The organism is Ruegeria halocynthiae, assembly GCF_900106805.1.
In the GTDB taxonomy this organism is placed as follows: domain Bacteria; phylum Pseudomonadota; class Alphaproteobacteria; order Rhodobacterales; family Rhodobacteraceae; genus Ruegeria; species Ruegeria halocynthiae.
Genome location: NZ_FNNP01000002.1, coordinates 198,341 through 220,109, shown reverse-complemented (window position 1 = coordinate 220,109; position 21,769 = coordinate 198,341). Strand labels below are relative to the sequence as shown.

Genomic DNA, 21,769 nt, shown 5'->3' with positions numbered 1-21,769 from the left:
AGGATGAGCAATAAGCGTAGGATTAACTCAACTGCACCGGTGAGGCGTCAGCCCCACCACTCACTCAGAAAAGGGCTGGCTATGGGGGTCGGCCCTTTTCTTATTCAGAGAAAAAAAACCGGCCCGCTAAGGGCCGGTTTCTCGCTAAGGATTTTGGTCGATCTGAAACTTACCCTATAAGTGCGTTCAACGTCGCACTGGGGCGCATCACTGCTGCCGCTTTGGCCTGATCGGTGTGGAAGTATCCGCCCAGATCCGCTGGCTTGCCCTGGGCCGCTGCCAACTCTGCCAAAATCTGCTCTTCCTTGTCTGCCAACGCGGTTGCGAGTGGCGCAAACTCGGCGGCAAGATCGGCATCATCAGATTGTGCCGCCAGCGCTTCGGCCCAGTAGCGTGCAAACCAGTAGTGGCTATCACGGTTGTCTGGTTGGCCAACCTTACGGCTGGGCGACTTGTTGTTATCCAGGATGCCCTGCGTCGCAGCCTCAGCTGCCGCACCCAGCACACCAGCTTTGGCGTTGCCCTTGCTATCGGCCAGAAAGCTCAGGGATTCACCCAAGGCACAGAACTCACCCATGGAGTCCCAGCGCAGGTGGTTTTCTTCAACCAATTGCTGGACGTGTTTCGGGGCCGAGCCACCCGCACCCGTTTCGAAAAGGCCGCCGCCATTCATCAGTTTGACGATCGACAACATCTTGGCTGACGTGCCCAATTCGAGGATCGGGAACAGATCGGTCAGGTAGTCCCGCAATACGTTCCCGGTGATGGCTATGCTGTCGTTGCCGGCTGTGATGGTCTCAAGCGATTGGCGGGTCGCTTCGCGCGGGGCCATAATCAGGAACTTGTCGGCTACGCCCGCGGCCTCAAGCACCGGTTGGACATGTTGGATCAGTTCTGCGTCATGCGCACGATTTGCATCCAACCAGAAGATTGACTCAGAACCGGTCAGGCGCTGACGGTCCATCGCCAGTTGAATCCAGTTCTCAATCGGAGCTTTCTTCACGGTGCATGCGCGCCAGATGTCACCAGATTCAACTTCGTGCTCATGCAGCACGTCACCGTTAGCCAATACGATGCGAATGGTGCCGTTTGCCGGGGCCTGGAATGTAGTCGGGTGAGAGCCGTATTCCTCAGCCTTCTGCGCCATGAGCCCGACGTTGGCGACGGCACCGGCTGTTGCTGGATTCAGCGCGCCATTGGCTTTGAAGAAGTTAATGGCTTCGTCATATACAGATGCATAGCAACGGTCAGGGATAACACAGTTTGTATCACCTTTAGCCCCCGTCTGATCCCAGCCCTTACCGCCAGCGCGGATCACTGCGGGCATCGATGCGTCGATGATCACATCCGATGGGACGTGAAGGTTGGTGATACCGCGATCCGAATCCACCATGTACATTGACGGGCGATCACCTTTGATCGCGTTGACTGCGGCCATGATGTCTGCATTGCCCTGAACCCGCTCAAGCAGATCACCAAGCCCCGAGTTCGGGTTAACACCCAACGCATCCATTTCAGCGCCGAATTTCTCAAACACCGGGGCAAGCCAAGCTTTGACCCCATAGCCAAAAATGATTGGGTCACTGACTTTCATCATCGTCGCCTTCAGGTGAAGCGAGAACATGGTCCCGTCTTTCCTGGTGTCTTCGATCGCGTCCGCGAGGAAAGACGACAAAGCCTTGACCGACATGAAGGTTGCGTCAGCCACGGTGCCTTCTTCCAGTGGCCAAGCGTCTTTCAATACGGTGACGCTGCCATCCTTGCCGACAAATTCGATCTTTGCATTACCAGCCTGCGCTGTGGTGATCGTCGCCGATTTCTCGTTGGCGTAGAAGTCATTGCCCGGCATTGATGACACTTTGGTCTTACTGTCCGTGCTCCAGTCGCCCATCGAATGCGGGTTATTTTGTGCATAATTCTTCACGGCACGCGCGGCGCGACGGTCGCTATTGCCCTCACGCAGCACAGGGTTCACTGCCGAGCCCTTGATGGCGTCATAACGTGCCCGGATCGCCTTTTCTTCATCAGTCGAAGGCTCTTCGGGGTAGTTTGGTATGTTGTAGCCCTGCGACTGCAGCTCTTCGATGGCTGCTACCAGTTGCGGTGCCGATGCCGAGATGTTGGGCAGTTTGATGACGTTTGCGTCCGGTGTTTTCACCAACTCACCCAGTGCTGCCAGGTCATCGGTGATGCGCTGTTCGTCTGTCAGGTTCTCGGGGAAAGTCGCAATAATGCGTCCGGCCAGCGATATATCCTTGGTGCCGACGCTGACTCCAGCGGCTGATGCAAACTTGCGGATGATGGGCAGGAACGAGGCGCTCGCCAATTCAGGCGCTTCGTCTACAATGGTATACAATACGTCGAAGTTCGATTTTTCTGCCATATTCCCTTACCTTTTTAAGCCTCTCAGGGGCGTGCGATCCAAGAGCTATGTGCCGACGTGACATTGGCACTGAGCCGTGAGGGGACACAGCGGCCCCACGGGTGACTCTGATTTGACAGGGCCTCCATTAAATGAGGATTGGCTTGGGATCAATCGAATACAGAGGCGCAAATTGACACGGGGTGCTGCGCTCACGGTGTTGTGGGCGAGACATAGTGGCTTAACCCGAATTGTTCCTTTTTGTGCAGAACATAAGCTTCTATGGCGCTATCCAAATGCTCTGGCTCTCCTCTGCGCGCTTCGTGTGTGATCGCGATCCCCTCTTTTTCGATCAGACCTATAAGAATTTTTCTTCCCTTGGACCCTGTATCGTTCAAAAATTCTTTGACTTCATTTTTGGCGAGGTCAGTTTTTCCGATACCTGCATAGAAGAAAACGCGCTGCAGCCATCTTGCGTCTTGTCGGAGAACAATCCAACTAAGAGCCCTGTCGTACATCCCCTTGGTATAACCGAGGAATGTGGTTTCTTCTTCGGCCAAAAGATCAAGATACCTTTCGACATACGTAATTCCTTTGTCATCACGACCAAGTCGAAAGCTCACGAGGGCCAGATAAAACGTGCCATCTGGCGAGTTAGGAAATAAATCTTCATAAGTTTCAGCTGCGGCTAATGCGCGTTTCATGTCACCCGAATGCTCAAGACTATGGAACATTTGACTGGTGTAGACCCACTCCTCTTCCGGCCATGTCAGACGCGAATAATCCAGTAATCTCTCGACCTCGTCATGATTGCCTTCAATGAGAAGCAGATCTATCAATTGCGTCATTGCATCCTGATGATCTGGTGCAATCTGCAGTACCGCTTGGTAATCATGCTTTGCTGCTTCAATCTCGCCACGCTTACGATTCAGCTTTGCCCTGTTATAAAGGACGTACGCATCCTGATTGTTGAACTGCAACGCACGCTCAAAATCCGCATCAGAGGTCGCGCGGTCATCTAACGCGTTTGCTGCATATGCCCGCCAGACTAACATTCGAGCGCTAGATGGGGCATAGTCCAAAGCCCTATCTGCGTCGTCAATTGCGTTGCTGTATTCACCCAAACAATAGTGAGCCTCTGCACGCCGGGCATAGTACAGATAAACATGTTCCGCAGGTCGATCACAAGCCTCGAGCATAGTTGTGCATGCGTCAACTACGTCTGCCAAATTGGCTGTCTTGTCGATGCAAACCTTCTCAATATTCTTGGATTTGAGTGGTTCGGTGAACCAAAGTAACGCGGCTGCACATATTGTTAGCAGAGCGGCAATGCGAACCTTCATCTACGGTCCTATAAATCTAGAAATTTCTACTAAAGGTAGTATTTTTAACGGAGCTGTACAAGTGAACGAAACTGCTCAACCCATTGGAAAGACAATCTCAAAACACGCACCTGTATCGGATGGGATCAGCGCAATGTGCCCTCCATGGGCGCTCAGCAGATTTGCAACAATGGTCAGGCCCATCCCGGTACCTCCCTCCTCACGCGCCGTCGTAAAAAACGGGTTGAAGACGCGATCACGGTTGCCGTCAGATATACCCGGTCCATCGTCTTGTATAACCAATCGCCCGGGCTTTGCGATTAGTGCCACCTGCCCTGCCCCGTGCCGGTGCGCGTTGTCAAGAAGTTGGCGCACGACAATACGGAGGCCCGAGGCCGCAAGAGGCAATGTCTGATCGCCCCCTTCAATGATTAGATCAAGTTTGGGGCAAGAGGCGCGCATCTCGTCGGTAAGATTGTTGAGTGTGGCTGCCCCGTGATGCTCCGGCACCCTTGCTTTCGCGACACTGTTAAGCGTGCCAAGCTGCGTTTGCATCTGATCGCTTGCGCCCAATATCTGTTGCAGCAACATGCAGTCCTGATCCGTAAGCGCATTACCCTCGGCAAGCAACTCGCCTGCCGCACGGATCGCTGTGACCGGGGTTTTCAGCTCATGCGTGACGTGATCTGAAAACACACGGATTGACGCTTCGCGCCGTTGCAACGTATCCGCCATGCTCAGCACCGAGCCGGCGAGGCGCGACAATTCCTGCGTCCCGAAGTGATCGGGCGGCTCAGCGGGATGCCCCAGCTCCACTGCGCCTGAATAGGCGGCAAGTGCCGAAATTGGGCGGAGCAAAAGCCGCACCATAAGATATCCAAGCACTGCGGTTGCACATCCGATCAGGACCGCCAGCAGGCCCGCGGCATTACGAAACCCGATCTCGGGCCCAAGATAACGCAGCGCGATCAGCCCTAGCAGAGACAGAACGAGCGTGCCCACAAGCCCGCCGCCCAGAACAAACCCCAATGAGGGGCGCCACTTGCGCCTCAGCCCCGCCATGCGCCCATCCGTAGCCCGATGCCGTGCACGGTTTCGATGGCGCCGATCCAGCCCTGATCCCCCAATTTGCGCCGCAGATTCCGCAGGTGGCTATCCAGCGTCCGGTCCGCGACAGGACTGCCTGCGCCGTAGATCGCGTCGATGAGTTGTGGGCGCGAGACGATGGCCTCGGGGGTTTGCATCAAGCGACGCAGGATCGACAGCTCGGTTGCAGTCAGTGTAAGTATGGTCCCATCAATCCGGACGGAATGCCCCGAAACATCCAGCTCGACAGGACCGTGGCGCAGGACCGCAGTAGCACCGCTGTTGGTGCTGCGTTTCAGGATGGCCTTGATCCGCGCCACGAGTTCCCGTGGGCTAAAGGGTTTAGTGACATAATCGTCTGCACCCAGTTCAAGGCCCAAAATCCGGTCGATCTCATCGTCCCGAGCAGTCAGAAAAAGGATAGGAATGTCTGAGCGCGCCCGCAAACGGCGGCAGACTTCCAGCCCGTCGAGTTCGGGTAGGCCCACATCCAGCACGACCAGATCAGGCGCTTCCCGAAGCGCATGGGTCAGCGCCATCTGGCCGTCGCGGGCTGTGATGGTTTGGTAACCCGCGCGTTCCAGCGTGATCGAGACCAACTCTCGCAAGCGCGGGTCATCATCCACGACGAGGATTTTCATCGGCCATCTCCGGCATTGGTTCGGCGGCCAGACTACGGATCACCCGATCCGCGCGAAAGCCCCAATTCCGCCAATTGTTGATGACCGGACTCATGCTGCAATTGCTGAGCCGCTTGTCTTTCTTCAATTCGGCAGCCGCCATCTCGTTGAGCTGGCAGGCGTAGTAAACATCGAACTGCGTCGGATGTGCTAGGTTCCAGCGCGCGATCAAGGCTGCGAAATTCACGAAACAGCACGCATAGAGCACACCTATCGCCAAAACCGAAGATCGCAGCAGAAGCCATCGGTTTGATTTGCCCTTAAGAGTTTGCCAACCCGTCAGGCATAACCCCACCGCGACCAACGCCATCCAGATCGCGGCATGGACGCGCAGATAGGTCAGCCCATAGGTCATGATATACAGCGACAGACGTGTCAGTGATGAGATCACCAGCAACACGTTCTGTCCCAGCCACAGCATCATCCATCTTGTCAGGCCCTGCCGATCGTTTAAATAGGGTCGCGCGGCCAGCGCAAATACGCCAGCCAGCAGGGCAGTGGCCAGTAGGGGATAGGCCCCGCGGTGGGCGTATTCAGCATAGCTCATCCCTTTCGGCAACGCGGCGTTCCCCCAGAGAAATGCCATGTCCATCCCCGTTTGCACCGCCAGAAGCAGGTTGAATACGATTAGCGCATTTGCAACGGATTTGCCGTTCAATCCCAGGGCTGGCAGGCTACGTTTGCGGTGAGGCCCAAACCGAGGGGCAAGCAGTTCGGGTTGCACACAGACAGCAAGTATGGGCCAGACCATGATTGCAGCACCGAACCAAAACAGCATCCGGTCAAGTCTGATGTCAAAGCGCCAGATGCGGTCGACCCAATCAAACAAGACCGGATTGGCGGAAACCATCAGCGAGGCCAGAACCAATGCGCCTCCAACAGGGAAACTCCAGTCTCGCAAAACACGCAGCACAGCTCCGTCAGACCGGGAAACGGAATGACTATGCCGTGCAGCCTTAATCCCATGCTGGACCCCCAGCACTGGAAACAGACGCAGGAAACGGCGGACCGAGGGGCTATCTGGTTGTCCCAGGACGGCCCAGCACAGCGCAACGGTCGATCCACCCAGCAGGAAAGCAATCGACAGAACTTGAACATACTCCACCACCGGCAGCACGCTGAGTACCAAAAGGATCGCTGGCCCAGTCAGGCCTGCACGGCGTCTCAGCAACGTCCACACGACCGCACCAACTGCAAAGGCAAAGACAGCGAGCGAGGCGCCGGGTGAATGATCGAGAAACAGAACATCTGCCAGCGCGACTAATATCGCCAATCCGGCCACGGCGTGGCGTTTGCCCGGCCCCGTTATGCCGTCTTCCCTGTTCTGATCTCTATCTGGCGTATCCAGCCACCAGCTGTCCTGTAAAACCGAGGCGGGTACGCCGCGCACGATGAACTGTCCCATAATACTGCTCCTTGTTATTACGGCTCCTTTTGAAGCCCACGCAGGTGCAGATCACCGCACAACTGTCGTGCAGTTTTTGTGCAGAGGTGACATTCTCGGCCCAAGGCCCCTTTCCCTTGCGCCTGTCGATGGCTAAGACGATTTTCCAACCGCTGATCAGGAGGCCACTTTGGACCGTATCGCCCGTACCATTGCCACCGAGATTGACGCGCGACCCGAACAGGTTGGCGCCGCTGCCAAGTTGTTGGACGAAGGCGCGACGGTGCCTTTTGTTGCCCGTTATCGGAAAGAGGTGACAGGTGGCCTGGACGATACCCAATTGCGCACCCTGTCTGACCGCCTGACTTATCTGCGAGAACTAGAGGCACGGCGCGAGGCGATTCTGGCCTCGATCAAGGATCAGGGAAAACTGACGGACGATCTGTTGAAATCGATTACCCGGGCCGACACCAAGGCGCAGTTGGAAGACATTTATCTGCCCTACAAACCCAAACGCCGAACTAAAGCGATGATTGCACGCGAAAATGGGCTCGAACCGCTTGCGGATGCCATTCTTGCGAGCCGCTCGGTGGAACCCGAAACGCTGGCTGAGGGGTATCTGAACGAGGCTGTTCCGACGGTCAAAGACACATTGAATGGCGCACGCGATATCATCACCGAGCGGTTGACCGAAAATGCCGCTCTATTGGGAGAGTTGCGCAACTTCATGCAACGCGAGGCACTGCTGAGCGCGAAAGTTGTCGAAGGCAAGGAACACGAAGGCGCCAAGTTCAGTGATTACTTTGATCATTCAGAGCCATGGTCCAAAACGCCATCGCATCGGGCGCTGGCCATGTTGCGTGCATCAAAGGCAGGCGTCGTAACGCTCGACATCGCCCCAGAACCCGAGACTGGTGCGACGCGTGCCGAGGCGATGGTGGCGGCCCATCTGAACACAGGCAGCGATGCGCCAGGCGATAAATGGCTGCGCAAGGTTGCGGGCTGGACATGGCGGGTTAAGTTGTCGCTGTCGATGATGGTAGAGCTGATGGCCGATCTGCGCAGCCGCGCGCAGGAAGAAGCCATTCAAGTGTTTTCGCGCAATCTCAAAGACTTGCTGTTTGCGGCCCCGGCGGGTGCGCGTCCAACATTGGGACTGGATCCTGGTATTCGCACCGGGGTCAAAGCGGCTGCGGTGGATTCGACGGGCAAAGTGGTTGCAACGGAAACGCTCTATCCATTTCAACCCAAGAATGATCAGCGTGGTGCGCAGGCGGCGATCCTGAATCTCGTCGCCAAGCATAAGATCGAGCTTATCGCTATCGGTAATGGCACCGCCAGCCGCGAGACGGAGCGTCTGGTGGCAGATACGCTTTCACTGCTGCCCAAGACCGTCAAAGCACCGACAAAAGTCGTTGTGTCCGAAGCCGGGGCTTCGGTCTATTCCGCGTCAGAACTTGCGGCGCGTGAGTTTCCCGATCTTGATGTTTCTCTGCGCGGCGCAGTGTCGATTGCCCGCCGTTTGCAGGACCCATTGGCAGAATTAGTCAAGATCGAGCCCAAAAGCATTGGCGTTGGCCAGTACCAGCACGATGTGGATCAGCACCGCCTGTCGCAATCGCTGGAATCGGTGATCGAAGACGTGGTGAACGCGGTGGGTGTTGACCTGAACATGGCTTCGGCCCCCCTGCTCTCGCATGTTTCGGGTCTTGGGCCGGGGCTGGCAGAGGCAATCGTCAGCCATCGTGATATCAACGGAGCCTTCGGGTCACGCAAAGATCTGCTGAATGTGGCCCGCCTTGGCCCGCGCGCCTTCGAGCAATGCGCTGGTTTCCTGCGTATTCGTGATGGATCAGAACCGCTGGATGCGTCGTCAGTTCACCCCGAGGCCTACAACGTCGCGCGGCGCGTGGTTGCGGCCTGTGGGCGCGATATCCGTCAGATCATAGGGCATGACGGGGCGCTGAAAGGTCTGCGCGCCGAGCAGTTTATTGATGATACCTTTGGCCTGCCCACGGTTCGAGATATTTTTGCTGAACTGGAAAAGCCGGGCCGAGACCCGCGCCCCAGTTTCAAAACAGCATCGTTTGCCGATGGGATCGAAGAGATCACTGACCTGAAACCCGGTATGGTTCTTGAGGGAACCGTGACCAACGTCGCGGCCTTCGGTGCATTTGTCGATATCGGTGTGCATCAGGATGGATTGGTTCATGTCAGCCAGCTGGCGGACCGGTTCGTGAAAGACCCGCATGAGGTGGTCAAGACCGGGCAAGTCGTCAAAGTACGCGTGGTTGAGGTTGACGTGCCGCGTAAACGCATCGGGTTGACGATGCGCAAAGATGGCGGAGCGTCGGCCCGCGAAGACAAAGCAATGCGAGGAAACGGAAAACCATCCCGTCCAGCAAAGTCAAAGGACCGCGCGCGCGATCACAAAGGGCAAAGCGATCAGAACAGTGCGTTTGGCGACGCGCTCAGAGACGCCTTCAACAAACAATAGGCAACTTCGTAAGGTTCAAATTCCAAGATGCTCAGGCGCAATCTGCCGGCCAACAAACCGATACATCCTTCCGTTCTTGGACGCCTCAGCAGAGTGAAATCACGATAGGGCGCTGACATTCAGGTGTTGCAACTCGGAAAATGATCTGGATGATGCTCAGCCATGATGGCCTATAAATTCGGCCAACCGCATGAAATTGCGGTCACAACAAAAAAATGGGGAGACGACTTATGTCATTCAAAACTTTGATGCTTGCCGCCAGCGCGACGGCAATGATCGCGGCGGGCGCTTCGGCTGAAACGCTGCGATGGGCCCGCGCCGGTGATGCATTGACGCTGGATCCGCATGCGCAGAACGAAGGCCCGACCTCGGCCATGGCGCACCAGATCATGGAAACGCTCGTGATGCGCGATCATTCCGGTGCGCTGGTTCCATCGCTGGCGACCGAATGGGCGCCATCCGAAGAAAACCCGAATGTCTGGGTGTTCAAACTGCGTGAAGGTGTGACCTTCCATGATGGGGCCGAGTTTGACAGCGAAGACGTTGTGTTCTCGCTGAACCGCGCCATGACGCCAGATTCCGACTACAAGGAATTGCTGGCCTCGGTGAAAGAGGTGCGTGCGCCTGATAAGTTCACGGTTGAGATTGAAACCGACGGGCCGAACCCGATCATGCCCAACAACCTGACCAACATGTTCATGATGGACAAGGGCTGGGCCGAGGCAAACAACGCCGTCAAGGTTCAGGATTATGAAGGCGGTGAGGACACCTTTGCAGCCAAGAACGCAAATGGCACCGGCCCTTATAAGCTGGTCAGCCGTGAGCCGGATGTAAAAACGGTTCTGGCAGCCAACGAAACCTATTGGGGCAAGGACGAGTTCCCGCTTCAGGTGACCGAAATCGTCTATACTCCGATCCAGAACGCCGCGACCCGTGTAGCCGCGCTGCTTTCGGGTGAGGTAGATTTTATTCAGGACGTTCCGGTGCAGGACCTTGAGCGTGTAGCCGGAACCGATGGTCTGGACGTGCGCACCGCGCCGCAGAACCGGGTAATCTTCTTCGGTATGAACATGGGTGATGCCGATCTGACCTCTGACAGCGTGGACGGAAAGAACCCGCTGGCGGATGTGCGTGTACGTCAGGCGATGTCCAAGGCCATCAACCGCGATGCGATCCAGCAGGTAGTGATGCGCGGACAATCGGCCCCTGCGGGCATGATCTCACCGCCATTCGTGAATGGCTGGGACGCGGATATGGATGCCTCGTCTTCGACCGATATCGAAGGCGCCAAGGCCCTGATGGCCGAGGCAGGGTATCCGGACGGTTTCTCGCTGACGCTGAACTGCCCGAATGACCGCTACATCAATGACGAGGCGATCTGTCAGGCGGCAGTAGGTATGCTGGCGCAGATCGGGATCACAGTGAATCTGGATGCCAAGCCCAAGGCACAGCACTTCCCGCTGATCAACAATCTGGAAACCGATTTCTATATGCTGGGTTGGGGTGTTCCGACGTATGACTCGGAATACATTTTCAATTTCCTCGTCCATTCCAAGGGTGAGAAGTACGGCTCGTGGAACGGTACGCGCTATTCCAACCCGGAGCTGGATTCCAAGATCGTGGCACTGGCTTCGGAAACCGATCTGCCTGCGCGTGATCAGCAGATCGGAGATATCTGGCAGGTTGTTCAGGACGAGCAGCTTTACATCCCGATCCACCATCAAGTGCTGAACTGGGGCATGAAATCGGGTGTCGGCACAATCGTCGAGCCGGAAGATTCTCCGAAGATCAAGTACTTTGAGATGAACTAAGCGATCCTTCGGGGTTGTATGCAGGGCGCGGCTTCGCGCCCTGTTCTTGTTTGTGCCGCCAGTAACGGCCCCGTGATCTCAATACGAGAACGCCTTTACGTGGTGGCGAAAAAGCAGGATTGTTTCAGCGCTAACACGGAGATTTCGCCATGATCCTCAGAAACAGTGCCGTTGGCCTGGCCATGTTGCTTGCTGGCACCGCTCAGGCGGCCGAATTCAAATGGGCCTCGACAACAGATCCGCAGACAATGGACCCGCACGCGGTCAATTCGGCCCCGGTGCTTGGGTTTCTGAACAATGTCTATGAGGGTCTGGTTCGGCGCGGCAAGGATATGAGCGTTGAGCCCGCGCTTGCCATCAGCTGGGAGCCAATCGGCGAAGGAGACGGATGGCGTTTTAAACTGCGCGAGGACGTGACGTTCCACGATGGCAGCGGCTTTGATGCACGGGACGTGCTGTTCAGTTACCAGCGCGCCTCGGGCGAGGCTGCAGACACGCGCAGTTGGTTCGCACCCGTCAGCGATGTCGTCGTGGTTGATGACTACACGATTGATATCATGACCACCGCACCCAACCCTCTATTCCCGTCTTCGATCGCCAACTGGATGATCATGGATCAGGATTGGACCGAGGCCAACGATGCCGTGGTGCCGGACAAAGAGGTCGGCAACTACGCCACGATCAACACCAACGGCACCGGAGCGTTCAAGGTGACAGAACGCGAGCCGGGCCTGAAATCCGTTTTGGAACCCCATGATGGCTGGTGGGGTGAGGTCGAACACAACATCACCCGCGCGGAGTTCAACCCCATCCAAAACCCGGCCACCGCCGTTGCAGCTTTGTTGTCGGGCGACGTGGACATGATCAACCCAGTCCCGATTCAGGATGTGGCGCGGCTGCAGCAGAGCGGCGAGGTTGACGTGATCCAGGGCATCGAGGCACGTGTGATCATGCTGGGCTTCGATCACGAGGCTGAGGTGTTGAAATATACCGATGACGCAGGCAAACCAAACCCGTTCCGCGATGCGCGCGTGCGCAAGGCGGTGGCGCAGGCAGTTAATGTAGATGCCATCCTGGCCACAATATTGCGTGGAAATGCCGAGGCTGCATCGCAACTCGTCAGCCCGTCGATGAGCGGGTATTCCAAAGCCAACGCAGAACGCCCGGCTTATGATGTCGAAGCTGCGAAGGCGCTGTTGGCCGAGGCAGGTTATGCCGATGGCTTCTCGTTTGGTCTGAAATGCCCCAACGACCGCTATCTGAATGACGAGGCCGTCTGTCAGGCTATCGTTGGTATGTTGGCTCAGATCGGGGTGAGCGCCGAGCTGGACGCGATGCCGGTGCGCAACTACTGGCCTGAGCTGCGTGAGGACAACTACGATATGTATCTGCTGGGATGGAGTCCGGGGACGTTCGATGCTGAACATCCGGTCCGCTTCCTTGTTGCCACGCTGAACGAAGAAAAGAAGTTAGGCAGCTGGAACTTTGGCGGTTTTTCCAATCCGCGCGTGGATGAACTGCTGCCTGCGATCCAGTCGGAACTGGATCAGGCTAAACGTCAGGCCATGCTGGATGAGGTCGCCGCGATCATTCAGGACGAACAGGTTTATGTCCCGATGTATGTCCAGCCGCTGGTTTGGGGCGCGCAAAGCAATGTCGAGGTAACGCAGCGCCCTGATAACTTCTTTCTGCTGAGATGGGTGACAGTCAATTAGCCTGCAGCCAGATAGGTCGCGTCGGACTGGTGGCGCTCTCTTGACCATCTGGTCAATGACGGCCTAGAGAGACCGATCAACGAGGGAAACGAATGTTCGCATATATCGTCCGCAGGATGTTCCAGTCCGTGATCGTACTTCTGGTCGTGGGATTGGTGGCATTTTCGATGTTTCGTTTTGTTGGCGATCCGATCGACAACATGCTGGGGCAGGAACGTACGCAGGCTGATATCGACCGCCTGCGGACCGAGCTTGGGCTGGATCAGCCCTTTGTGGTGCAATACGCCAAGTTCCTGCAGGGCGCTGTTCAGGGCAATTTCGGTGTCTCCTACCGACAGGGGCGACCGGTTTCGACGATCCTGGTTGAACGCGCCCCGGCCACGTTGGAACTGGCCTTTGTGTCCGGCTTCTTGGCGATCACGATGGGCATTGCACTAGGCGTCTTCACTGCGATCCGACGACAAGGAATTGCGGCGAATGTGATCATGACAGTTTCGTTGATCGGAGTTTCACTTCCCACGTTCCTTATAGGTATCCTGCTGATCTATGTCTTTTCGGTCGAGCTTGACCTCCTGCCCAGTTTCGGGAGGGGCGAGACAGTTATGATTGGTAGCTGGTCCACCGGGTTCCTGACGGCCTCCGGCTTGAAGGCGCTAATCCTGCCCGCAATCACGTTAGGTCTCTATCAAATGACGCTGATCATGCGGCTGGTTCGATCCGAAATGCTGGAAGTGCTGCGCGCCGATTACGTCCGCTTTGCCCGTGCCCGTGGGCTGTCGGACCGGGTCATCAATTTTCGTCATGCACTGAAAAACACTCTGGTACCAGTGATCACCATCACCGGCCTGCAACTAGGCTCGATCATCGCCTTTGCCATCATCACCGAAACGGTGTTTCAATGGCCGGGTGTCGGCCTGCTGTTCATCAATGCAATTCAGTTCGTCGATATCCCGGTCATGGCCGCCTATCTGATGTTGATCTCGGTGATGTTCGTGACGATCAACCTGATTGTCGATCTTCTTTACTATGCCATTGACCCGCGTCTGCGTGTCGACGCGAGGGCCACATGACCGAAACGATGGAAACCCCGAAAGCCGCGCCCAAGTCGCGCATGGCCAAGTTCTGGGACAGTGATTTCGCATGGTCGTTCCGGCATTCACCGGTGGCCGTGATCGCCTCGCTGTTCGTGGTCATGCTGGTTTTGGTGGCACTCTTTGCCCCACTTATCGCGCCGCATAACCCGTTTGATCCGGCTACCTTGAATCTGATGAACGGGTTTACACCGCCGGGTACGCCCAATGCGTTCACGCAAGAGTCCTTCTTGCTGGGCACTGACGATCAGGGGCGAGATGTATTTTCAACCATCCTCTACGGGTTGCGTATTTCGCTGTTCGTTGGTGCTTCTGCTGTGCTTCTGGCGCTGATCATCGGAGTGGTTCTCGGGCTGATAGCGGCCTATTTTGGTGGCTGGATCGAGACTCTTATCATGCGCATCGCGGATGTTCAGCTGACATTCCCCGCCATTTTGGTGGCGATGTTGATTTTTGGGATCGCCAAGGGGATCACCCCGCCGGAATACCGCAACGAGATGGCGATCTACGTTCTCATAATCGCGATTGCCCTGTCGGATTGGGTGCAATTTGCGCGTGTGGTCCGTGGTGCGGCCTTGGTTGAGAAGAACAAGGAATATGTGCAAGCCGCGCGCCTGATCGGGCGCGGATCGTTCCCGATCATGTTCCGCCATATCCTGCCGAATGTTCTCAGCCCGGTTCTGGTCATTGCCACCATCTCTCTGGCATTGGCCATCATCGCCGAAGCCACGCTAAGCTTTCTGGGCGTCGGCGCCCCCCCGACCCAGCCGTCACTGGGCACACTCATTCGGATCGGTCAGGGCTACCTGTTCTCGGGCGAGTGGTGGATTCTATTCTTCCCTGCCTGCACTTTGTTGGCCCTTGCCCTATCGGTCAACCTGCTGGGCGACTGGTTGCGCGATGCGCTGAACCCTAAATTGCGGTGAATCAATGAGCCTCCTGACCATCCAAGATCTCACCGTCGAATTCCCGACCCGCCGCCAGCTGTTTACGGCGGTGGATCACGCCAGCCTGTCCGTTGAACCCGGCGAAATCCACGGGCTCGTGGGGGAATCCGGTGCTGGTAAATCCACCATCGGCGCCGCCGTCATGGGCCTGCTGGAACGACCGGGGCGTATTGCAAGCGGCCAGATCAAGTTGGGCGGCGATCAGATCAGCGGGATCGATGCTGAGGCAATGCGGGGGCTACGTGGCAAGAAGATCTCGATGATATTTCAGGACCCTCTGACCTCGCTGAATCCACTGTTCACAGTGCGCGAGCAATTGGTCGAAACAATCCAGACCCATCTGGGTGGTTCGGACTCTGAAGCAAGCAAACGCGCTCGCGATTTGATCGACCGAGTGGGCATTCCTGATCCGGACACGCGGCTGGATCAGTACCCACATCAGTTCTCAGGCGGGATGCGGCAACGCGTGGTCATCGCTCTGGCATTGTGCACCGAGCCGGATGTGATCATCGCCGATGAGCCCACAACCGCTCTGGACGTCTCGGTTCAGGCGCAGATTCTGGATCTGATCAAGGAATTGGCGCAAGAACGTCAGGTCGGGGTCATCCTCATTACCCACGATATGGGCGTGATCGCCGATACCACGGACCGGGTAACTGTGATGTATGCGGGTAAGGTTGTTGAAAGTGGAACAACGGCGCAGGTGATGGGTCAGCCGCAGCATGAGTACACCAAATCTCTGATCGCGGCAGTGCCGCGTCCGACGTTGAAACTACATCGCTTCCCCCAGATCAGTTACGGCGGGCGGGAAACACGCTTTGCCATCGAAGATATGGCGCGTCATTGGCCCAAGGTGAACAATGACGCCAGCAAGCCGATCTTCGAAATTCGCAACCTGACCAAAAAGTTTCTGCAAAAGCGGGGCCTGCTACCCTGGGACCGGACCTACTTTACCGCCGTTGATGACGTCAGCTTTGACATTCGCGCTGGAGAGGTATTCGGAGTTGTGGGTGAATCCGGTTCAGGCAAATCCACCGTCGCGCGGATGATTGCCGGGCTTTATGCGGTGGACGGTGGATCCATCACATTCGACGGGCAACTGGTAAGCGACCTGAACAACCGCGCGGTTCAAGACGAGTACCGTAAGAACATCCAGATGATCTTTCAGGACCCCTACTCTTCTCTCAATCCACGGATGCGGGTCGATGAGATCGTGGCCGAACCGATCCGCCATCATCGTCTTATGCAGGGTGCCGACATCAAGCGCCGTGTGGATGAGTTATTGGATCAGGTGGGCCTGGGGTCCGAGGCCGGATTGAAGTACCCGCATGAATTCTCGGGAGGGCAACGCCAGCGCATCTCGATTGCGCGCGCCTTGGCGACGCAACCTCGGTTCCTGATTTGTGACGAGCCAACAAGCGCGCTGGATGTCTCGATCCAGGCACAGATTTTGAACATTCTGAAGGACCTGCAGGAACATCTGGGCCTAACCATGCTGTTCATCAGTCACGATCTGCCAGTGGTGCGCCAAATGTGTGATCGGGTCGCGGTGATGAAGCAAGGTCAAATCGTCGAGGTTCAGGGCACCAGCGATCTGTTCGCCGCTCCGAGGACCGAATACGCGCAAGAGTTGTTGCGGTTGATGCCGAAACTTGATGATCTGTCGACCGATGGGCTTGGGGTGGAAGAAACGTAGATTTTGTCATCTTCATTCGGCAAAACTTGCCACCCGGTTGGCGTATGCCCCATGTGCGACAGATCATATTCGCGACCATTTGGATAGATTGTCTTGAAACTATTGGTTTTGTTCAAATGCTCGGAATTCCGAAGCGATAGCCGATGCTGCGGCAGATAATAGACGTTCACCATCCTTTGGGTTGGCCAGGGCTGAGTGAGACCCGACCCGGCCATCCGGGAACGCCGCGCGATGTTCAGCCGGTGGACCGTGGCGATCTCCAGAATGAGCACGCATGTATTCAGCGCTCAGTTTCTGAGGCGGTTCGGCGGCCTGATTGGCAGGCAACGACCCCAACAACGACTGCGTGATGGCAATTTCAGATGGGGTCGCGTGCATCCCTTCCCATTCGCCATAGAGCCTTTGCCTCAGTGTATTCACGGCATCCGGTTCCCACCAACTGCGGATCAGCACTCGACCATCGGGAAGCGCATCCTTGATCCGATTTAGCGGCTCAAGGTTGGCCCCGTGCCCGTTTACCACAAATACGCCCGTGAAACCCTGCTCCAACAGCCCGTGGATCACTTCATTTGCAATTGCGTGGAACGTATCGGCTGAAATGGAAACCGTGCCCGGGAAGCCGGAGTTAAAAGGAGCTGGCGTATAGGCCAGTGCAGGCGCAACGATACCATTATACTGCTCGGCAGCGGCAAGCGCGACGGCCTCGGCACAAATCGTATCCGTGCCAATGCGGCCCATTGGACCGTGTTGCTCGGTCGAGCCGACCGGCAGCAACACGGCGGCACCCTGATTGATACGAGCGTCAACTTCGTACCATGTCATGTGCTCCAGTTTCATTTTCGGGGAAACGCCCGGGGCTGCACTAACCAGTGGCGGTTCAGATCAAAGTCCCCACCGTTCCCGATTTTCATCAAAGAAGCCTTGAGCCTTTTTTACTTCGATCCAGTTGTTTACGTAGTTGATCCAGACCTGATCGTTCTGCGGTAACAGCATTGCAATCGGGGACGGCGATCGAGGTCCAGCGTTTTTGACGCGAACGACCTGAAACTTTTCTTCAAGGGTCGAGCCTTCAATGTTCGAGGTTATGAAGACATCCGCGCGGCCCGCCAGAACCTCCTGAAAACCACGAGCCGGGGCTTCGACCACTTTGATATCAGCATTTGGAAACCACTCGCGCACGCGTTTTTCAAACGTGGTACCCAAAGTGGTTGCAACCTTCACATCGGGCTGATTGATCGAATCGTACCCGTCGAATTTGTCGGCCTTGTCTTTAGATGTGTACGGAAACATCTCTACTGCGATATAGCTATCGGAGAACCCCGCGACCTTCATCCGCGGCGGCGAGATCGAAGCCGAACCGGTGATGTGATATTTTCCCGCGACCACGCCATTCACCAGAGTTTTCCAGTCTGTCGGAACGTATTCGACTTCAACACCCAAATCAGCGGCCAACGCGTTCATGATGTCGATATCATACCCTTTATAGCTGTTTGTGGCCGGGTCGCGCAAAGACATCGGGTTCCAGTCACCTGTTGTGCCAACTTTCATCACACCGGCATCCAGAATCTCGTTCAACGCCGATTGTGCCTGTGCCACGCTGCTGACCATAAGACCAAGCGTGGCAACAGCCGCGACTTTGATGAAACGTTTCATGTAATTCTCCCGTTGGTGGCATTAGGTGTTTTGCAGCTACATTATTTCTTGATCTAAGCGTAAAGACAAAGATAACCTGAAGCAAATAATTAACTGTAAGTGAATGAAGGCAGGCCAGCAGATGCAAGACGCCGCGATTGAGCTTGTCAACGTAAACAAATGGTTTGGCACATTTCATGTGCTCAAAGACATCAACCTGACAGTCGGAAGCGGTGAAAAGGTCGTGATCTGCGGCCCGTCCGGATCAGGTAAATCAACTGTTGTTCGCTGTATCAACCAGCTTGAAAAACATCAGAACGGCACCATCCGTGTCGACGGCGTTGAACTCACCGGTGATGCCAAAACTGCGGCAACGATCCGGTCCGAGATTGGCATGGTGTTCCAGCAGTTCAACTTGTTTCCGCATCTGACAGTGCTTGAGAATTTGACCCTCGGCCCGATCAAAGCCCGTGGCCTGAATCGGAAAGTGGCCGAAGAGAAAGCGCGCCACTACCTTGAACGCGTGCATATCCCGGATCAGGCTGACAAGCGCCCGACACAGTTGTCTGGCGGGCAACAGCAGCGTGTGGCCATCGCCCGCTCTCTGTGCATGGAGCCACGTGTACTTTTGTTCGACGAACCGACCTCGGCGCTGGACCCTGAGATGATTTCTGAGGTGCTCGACGTGATGGTCGAATTGGCCGAGGAAGGCATGACCATGGTTGTGGTGACCCATGAAATGGGATTTGCACGAAAAGTGGCCGACAATATGGTGTTTATGGATGCAGGTGAGATTGTTGAACAAGGCAAGCCAGAGCATTTTTTCACCAATCCAAAGTCTGAGCGGTGCCAAAAGTTCCTGAGCCAGATATTACAGCATTGAGTTGGGCCTGATGAATAAAATTATCCTCTTCCTGTCATTGTTCTTGCTGGCCTCAGGCTGTTCGTCGTCTCAAATCTGGGGTTGGTATGTCATCGACCCGACAACGCCCACGGGCTGGACCAATGTAAAGTTTCTGATTTCGGGCATGGGCGCGACAATTCAGATATCGCTGATTGCGGCGGTATTATCGATTGCGATCGGGTTGCTCGTGGCTCTGCCCAGCCTGTCCGAGAAACGCGCATGGCGCCTTGTAAACCGGATTTATGTCGAGCTCATTCGTTCGATCCCCCTGTTGCCGATGCTGTTCTGGGTGTTCTACGGGCTGCCGATCGTCTTTCAGTCCATGGGTATGAACGTCCCTATCGATCCGTTCTGGGGCGCGATCATCACGCTTGCACTTTCGGACAGTGCCTTTACCGCCGAGATCTACCGCGCCGGGATTCAATCCATCGCCAAAGGCCAAAGTGAGGCCGCGCAAACGATTGGACTGAACTACTTTCAGACCATGCGCTATGTGATCCTGCCGCAGGCCATCCGGCGCATTCTGCCGCCATTGGCCAATCAGTTCATATACATTGTGAAGATGAGTGCTTTTGCCAGCGTCATCGGGATGCAGGAATTGACGCGCCGTGCCAATGAACTGGTGGTGACGGAATATCGCCCGCTTGAAATCTACACATTGCTGATCCTCGAGTATCTGGTGCTGGTCCTGATCATCAGCGCTGGCGTGCGCTGGCTCGAGCGCCGCATGGGCGCGGATGAGCGCGGATAAGGAGAAAACAAGTGGATTGGAAAGACTTCATGGCCGAGACCGAGGCCAATATCGGCGCATTTTCAAAAGAAGTGCCCGAAACCGTACGTGGCTTTGGCATCATGGGTAAAGCCGCCAAGACGGATGGAGCACTGAGCGAGAAAACCAAGGAATTCATAGCGCTCGGCATCGCCATCGCCACGCGTTGCGACAGCTGTATCGGCTTTCATGTGCGCTCGTTGGTGCGGTTGGGCGCGACCCGCGATGAACTGTGCGAGGCACTGGCGATGGCCACCTATATGGGCGGCGGTCCATCTTATGCCTACAGCGCCAAGGCGTTGAAAGCTTTCGATGTATTTTCGGCGTAAGAGAGCAAGAGACAGAGCGAACGTGATTACTCGCTCGGTGCTGTAAATCAGGAAAAAATCGCGCCATGTCAGCCATCGGAATCAGAAACGAAGGGATGCGGATCGGTGGCGAGATTGTCTTTACCGATGAGGCTATTCCGGTTCATTACCCCTATACCAAAGAGGTTGTAGGTTATGTGCCTGCGGGTCAGGCCGAGCACGCGCACCGCGCGTTTGAGATTGCAGCAAGCTACAAATCCAGGTTGACGCGCTATGAACGCAACCAGATCCTGCAACGAGCCGGAGAGCTGATTGGCGAACGTCACGAGTATCTGGCGAGATGGCTGGTGCTAGAACTGGGCATCTGCCATCAGCACGCAATTTACGAGACCAGGCGCGCGCAAGACGTCTTTCAATTCGCCGCCGCCGAGGCACTAAGAGATGATGGCAAGGTATTTTCGTGCGACCTGACGCATAACGGCAAGGCCCGCAAGATTTTCACCACACGCGAGCCGGTGAACGCAATTAGCGCGATCACGCCCTTCAACCACCCGCTGAACATGGTTAGCCACAAGGTCGCGCCGTCGATTGCCTCCAATAATTGCATGGTTTGCAAGCCGACCGAGCTGACCCCGCTGACCTGCTTGACGCTTGCCGATATCCTCTATGAAGCAGGCCTGCCGCCTGAGATGTTCCAGGTTGTCACCGGCTGGCCGCAAGACATTGGGGATGAAATGATCACCAATGAAAACATCGACATCATCACTTTTACCGGCAGCGTTCCAGTGGGAAAGATGATTGCGACGAAAGCGGCCTATAAACGTCAGGCGCTAGAGCTGGGCGGAAACGATCCTTTGATCGTGCTAAATGACCTGTCCTATGGCGATCTGGACAGGGCGGCAACCATTGCCGTGGCAGGTGCTACTGGCAACTCGGGCCAGCGATGCACTGCAATCAAGCGCATTCTGGTGCAGGACAGCGTTGCGGACACCTTCGTACCGCTGGCATTGGAAAAGGCGAAGAAGATCAAATTCGGCGACCCGCAGGACCCCAAGACCGAACTGGGTTGCGTCATCCATGACAAAGCTGCGGAACTCTTTGAAAACCGTGTTTATATTGCCCAGAAAGAAGGGGCTGATATCCTCTACCATCCCGGCCGCCAAGGTGCGCTGCTGCCACCCATCGTGGTCGACAAAGTGCCCCCTGATAGTGAGTTGGTGAGGGAAGAGACCTTTGGCCCCATCATCCCCATCATCCGTGTGCCAGATAATGATGATGAGGTTATGCGCATCTCGAACGCTACCAAATATGGCCTGTCCTCAGGCATTTGCACCAACGACCTCAACCGTGCGATCGCCTATATCAACGGATTGCACGTGGGTACCTGCAATATCTGGGAACAACCCGGATATCGCCTCGAAATGTCCCCTTTTGGCGGGATCAAGGATTCGGGCAATGGCGTCAAGGAAGGCGTGATCGAGGCGATGAAATTCTTTACGAACGTCAAAACCTATTCGCTGCCGTGGCCCAGCTGAACAGCAAGCGAAGTCCATTGTCGATATGTC

Annotated in this window: 17 protein-coding genes; 10 read left to right on the top strand and 7 right to left on the bottom strand. The window is 56.0% G+C overall.

The annotated features are described in order from the left end of the window. Window positions 1-169: 169 nt before the first annotated feature. From BLU89_RS10120 to BLU89_RS10100, 5 genes are all read right to left on the bottom strand, one after another. On the bottom strand, window positions 170-2,383 hold the full coding sequence (locus BLU89_RS10120; protein ID WP_074736715.1) for an NADP-dependent isocitrate dehydrogenase: 2,214 nt from the start codon (window positions 2,381-2,383) through the stop codon (window positions 170-172). A gap of 191 nt (window positions 2,384-2,574) precedes the next feature. Continuing rightward, a complete protein-coding gene (locus BLU89_RS10115) occupies window positions 2,575-3,705 on the bottom strand; it encodes a tetratricopeptide repeat protein (protein WP_074736714.1) in 1,131 nt (376 codons plus the stop codon). A 75-nt stretch (window positions 3,706-3,780) separates the two neighbouring features. Continuing rightward, a complete protein-coding gene (locus BLU89_RS10110) occupies window positions 3,781-4,746 on the bottom strand; it encodes a sensor histidine kinase (protein WP_074736713.1) in 966 nt (321 codons plus the stop codon). After that, entirely contained in the window at window positions 4,734-5,411 is a 678-nt protein-coding gene (locus tag BLU89_RS10105; RefSeq protein WP_074736712.1) for a response regulator transcription factor, read from the bottom strand. The genes BLU89_RS10110 and BLU89_RS10105 overlap by 13 nt, the downstream gene beginning before the upstream one ends. Next, on the bottom strand, window positions 5,389-6,855 hold the full coding sequence (locus tag BLU89_RS10100; RefSeq protein ID WP_074736711.1) for a DUF4153 domain-containing protein: 1,467 nt from the start codon (window positions 6,853-6,855) through the stop codon (window positions 5,389-5,391). Before BLU89_RS10100 ends, BLU89_RS10105 begins: the two co-directional genes overlap by 23 nt. 169 nt (window positions 6,856-7,024) lie before the next feature. Here BLU89_RS10100 and BLU89_RS10095 point away from each other — a divergent pair, with 169 nt between their 5' ends. The 6 genes from BLU89_RS10095 (at window position 7,025) to BLU89_RS10070 (ending at window position 16,591) form a co-directional block, all read left to right on the top strand. Then, window positions 7,025-9,331 carry a Tex family protein gene (locus tag BLU89_RS10095; protein ID WP_074736710.1) on the top strand — a complete coding sequence of 769 codons (2,307 nt, stop codon included), beginning with the start codon at window positions 7,025-7,027 and terminating at the stop codon, window positions 9,329-9,331. A 230-nt stretch (window positions 9,332-9,561) separates the two neighbouring features. Next, complete coding sequence (locus BLU89_RS10090) at window positions 9,562-11,142, top strand: ABC transporter substrate-binding protein (RefSeq protein WP_074736709.1); 1,581 nt, start codon at window positions 9,562-9,564, stop codon at window positions 11,140-11,142. A gap of 149 nt (window positions 11,143-11,291) precedes the next feature. Beyond that, a complete protein-coding gene (locus BLU89_RS10085) occupies window positions 11,292-12,857 on the top strand; it encodes an ABC transporter substrate-binding protein (protein ID WP_074736708.1) in 1,566 nt (521 codons plus the stop codon). A 92-nt stretch (window positions 12,858-12,949) separates the two neighbouring features. Further along, window positions 12,950-13,927 carry an ABC transporter permease gene (locus BLU89_RS10080; RefSeq protein WP_074736707.1) on the top strand — a complete coding sequence of 326 codons (978 nt, stop codon included), beginning with the start codon at window positions 12,950-12,952 and terminating at the stop codon, window positions 13,925-13,927. Further along, window positions 13,924-14,874 carry an ABC transporter permease gene (locus BLU89_RS10075; protein ID WP_074736706.1) on the top strand — a complete coding sequence of 317 codons (951 nt, stop codon included), beginning with the start codon at window positions 13,924-13,926 and terminating at the stop codon, window positions 14,872-14,874. Before BLU89_RS10080 ends, BLU89_RS10075 begins: the two co-directional genes overlap by 4 nt. A gap of 4 nt (window positions 14,875-14,878) precedes the next feature. Then, window positions 14,879-16,591 carry an ABC transporter ATP-binding protein gene (locus tag BLU89_RS10070; RefSeq protein WP_074736705.1) on the top strand — a complete coding sequence of 571 codons (1,713 nt, stop codon included), beginning with the start codon at window positions 14,879-14,881 and terminating at the stop codon, window positions 16,589-16,591. A 99-nt stretch (window positions 16,592-16,690) separates the two neighbouring features. Here BLU89_RS10070 and BLU89_RS10065 read toward each other — a convergent pair whose 3' ends face one another. Together BLU89_RS10065 and BLU89_RS10060 are read right to left on the bottom strand one after the other, a co-directional pair. Continuing rightward, window positions 16,691-17,428, bottom strand: coding sequence for a creatininase family protein (locus BLU89_RS10065; protein WP_074736704.1), 738 nt, complete (start codon window positions 17,426-17,428; stop codon window positions 16,691-16,693). 45 nt (window positions 17,429-17,473) lie between these two features. Beyond that, window positions 17,474-18,244, bottom strand: coding sequence for a transporter substrate-binding domain-containing protein (locus BLU89_RS10060; RefSeq protein WP_074736703.1), 771 nt, complete (start codon window positions 18,242-18,244; stop codon window positions 17,474-17,476). 121 nt (window positions 18,245-18,365) lie between these two features. On the opposite strand from BLU89_RS10060, the gene BLU89_RS10055 reads away from it, so the two are divergent. The 4 genes from BLU89_RS10055 (at window position 18,366) to phnY (ending at window position 21,739) form a co-directional block, all read left to right on the top strand. Beyond that, window positions 18,366-19,106: an amino acid ABC transporter ATP-binding protein gene (locus BLU89_RS10055; protein WP_083347736.1), complete on the top strand. Its 741-nt coding sequence runs from the start codon at window positions 18,366-18,368 to the stop codon at window positions 19,104-19,106. A 10-nt stretch (window positions 19,107-19,116) separates the two neighbouring features. Then, entirely contained in the window at window positions 19,117-19,878 is a 762-nt protein-coding gene (locus tag BLU89_RS10050; RefSeq protein ID WP_074736812.1) for an amino acid ABC transporter permease, read from the top strand. Between the two features lie 11 nt (window positions 19,879-19,889). Further along, window positions 19,890-20,225 carry a carboxymuconolactone decarboxylase family protein gene (locus BLU89_RS10045; protein ID WP_083347724.1) on the top strand — a complete coding sequence of 112 codons (336 nt, stop codon included), beginning with the start codon at window positions 19,890-19,892 and terminating at the stop codon, window positions 20,223-20,225. 65 nt (window positions 20,226-20,290) lie between these two features. Continuing rightward, complete coding sequence (phnY, locus tag BLU89_RS10040; protein ID WP_074736701.1) at window positions 20,291-21,739, top strand: phosphonoacetaldehyde dehydrogenase; 1,449 nt, start codon at window positions 20,291-20,293, stop codon at window positions 21,737-21,739. Window positions 21,740-21,769: the final 30 nt, after the last annotated feature.